Raw genomic sequence first — 2,225 nt, forward strand, 5'->3', positions numbered from 1 at the left:
CTTGGAGGACGACCGCCTCTGATGGGGTTTGGTCAACGTACACGGGGGTACTGTCCTCACCCCGGGGATGTGGGAAGGGCTGTAGATCCGTCCGCGACCGTTCGGGGCGGTCACGTGTGAACCCGAACGTGTAGTTCAGTAGGGGGAGGTTGTCCACGACCCACGCCGATGCGATGTTCACTTTCTGGAGCTTTTCCGGATATACTTCTGCCTCCGGGTTCGATTCGAGGAAATCTTCCTGCTCCAAGAGGTCGTCTAGGGACAGAGGAGTGGGTTGCCGCTCCATCCCCTCCGTCGTGTCTATGTTCCCTTCGTATCCCTGAGTCGAGCGAAGGTAGGTAAAGAGTTCGTGAGAGAGCGTTGAGTACGCCTGATCTGCGTCACCGTCGATGTTTCGCTGAGAGGGGAGCCCGACACGTTCGCGGTTCTCTTCGACGACCTCCTCTCGCGTCGAACCCTTTATTGTGTCCTCCGCGACGTCGAAGACGTCTCCGAGGTCCACGCCACTCTCGATCATCGCTTCGACCTGCTCCGCACCGACTTTCTCTTTCAGCTCCTCTATCTGCTTCTCTCGGCGTTTCGCGTCGCGTTCGTCGGTCGTCATCCGGCCGAGTTCTTCGTAGGTCTTTCCCTCCTCTTCGACGACGTCGTCGAGGTCCCCGAGGTGGGCGGCCATCAGTATTCGGGCCCAGCTCTCCCCGTATTCGATGTCGCCGCTGTATCTTTGGTCGATTGGAAGGTTGACGAGGACATCGCCTTGGGAGTAGTAGACGGAATTGCTCGCTATCGGACGGAAGTACACTCGTTCCTTGTGGCACTTGGTACACCGCTTCGACATGTTCCCACAGAAATCACCACATTTGCCACAGTAGAAGTACCATGAGAGGGGGTTGTTGATGTTCTGCTTGTTGAGGTGGATGTGGTCGTATCCGTGGTTCGGATTGTTACAGGGTTGCGGGTTGATCGACATCATATTCCCGCAGTCGTGCACGAGAACGAAGGCGAGTTGACGGAGCTCACCGCCACACTCGGGGCACTCCCCGTTGGTGTAGACGAAGTGACTGGGTTCTTTCTTACTCACGACCCGGTGGCAACTCCGGTTCTGACAGTACATGGTAAGCGGGTAGAGCGATCCTACGACGCGATTCGGTCGGCGGAAATCCACGTCGTCCACCGTGAGGTCTACCCAGGGTTCCTCGTCGTCGTTGCGGAAGCTGGATGCGTGAGTGGCAATCTGTTCCGCGACGTAGTTCGCGTCGAGCGAGCTGACCTTATCGGTCTCCCACCGGGACACTTTCATCGACAGTCCCCGTCGTCCGTAGTCGAACAGCGACTCGGGACCGAATCGATACATCACCTGCGCCAGACCGCGTTTCATCTCTGAATCTGCCATCGTTATTGCCTCCTGTCGAACATATTCAGCACCTGTGCGGTACCCGTATCGACGTCTATCGGGAGTTGTTCGTCGATGTCCCGTAGACTCCGCATCGGTCCTCGGTCGTCCTCACTACGCTTGATCATGCTACCGATCCATCCCTGGAAACCGTCCTTCGGGTGGCCGGACATGCACCGTTCCCAGATGTCGTCGAACTCTTTCTCTACTTTCCGCTCGTAGAGATCTACCGTCCGGTCCTCCGCCCACTCGGGGCGCTGGTCGGACGTGACACAGTAGGACCGCTTCACGAATTCAAGGAGTTCGTCCTTGTCGAGATCGCCCGCACGCTGCGCCTCTCGGAACGAGTCGTAGAGGTACACACGTCCGACGGAGGATTCGAGCTGCTCGTCGTAGTACTGGAGGAGTATCGCAGCGAAGATACCCGGCATCGTGCAGCTAACCGCGAATTCGGCCCACCGTTCCAGCGGGGTCGCTTCGACGAGGAGATCCTGGAAGTCGTGGTACCTGTCGAACCGCGTGTAATGGGAGCGGTCGCGGACGTGAACCGGGTTGAACAGATCGAAGACAGTACCCGTGACGTGGCGACCGACACGGGAGTACGCCTGGATGTACTCCGCAGTCTGTCGTGGCATCCCGAAGAACGATATGAAGTTCAACGTGTCCACGTCAACCCCGTGAGATATCATGCTCGTCGCGTTCACTATGTCCACGGGGTTCTCGGGGTCGTCCGATTCGAGACGCTCCAATACGTCACGAACGACATCGAAACCGGTCTCACCGCTCATCACTACGGAGGTCAGCGTGTCGCGCTCTTCGTCGCGTGTCTCTA

2 protein-coding genes are annotated in these 2,225 nt (G+C 58.0%); both read right to left on the reverse strand.

From position 1 onward, the window contains the following. Positions 1-1,393 (reverse strand): hypothetical protein (locus AUR66_RS15975; protein ID WP_058573235.1); only part of this gene is annotated, 1,393 nt, incomplete at its 3' end. Positions 1,394-1,395: 2 nt separating this feature from the next. Further along, on the reverse strand, positions 1,396-2,225 hold an 830-nt coding region (locus AUR66_RS15980), incomplete at its 5' end, for a helicase-related protein (RefSeq protein ID WP_269432618.1).

It is taken from the genome of Haloferax profundi, assembly GCF_001469865.1.
Lineage (GTDB): Archaea > Halobacteriota > Halobacteria > Halobacteriales > Haloferacaceae > Haloferax > Haloferax profundi.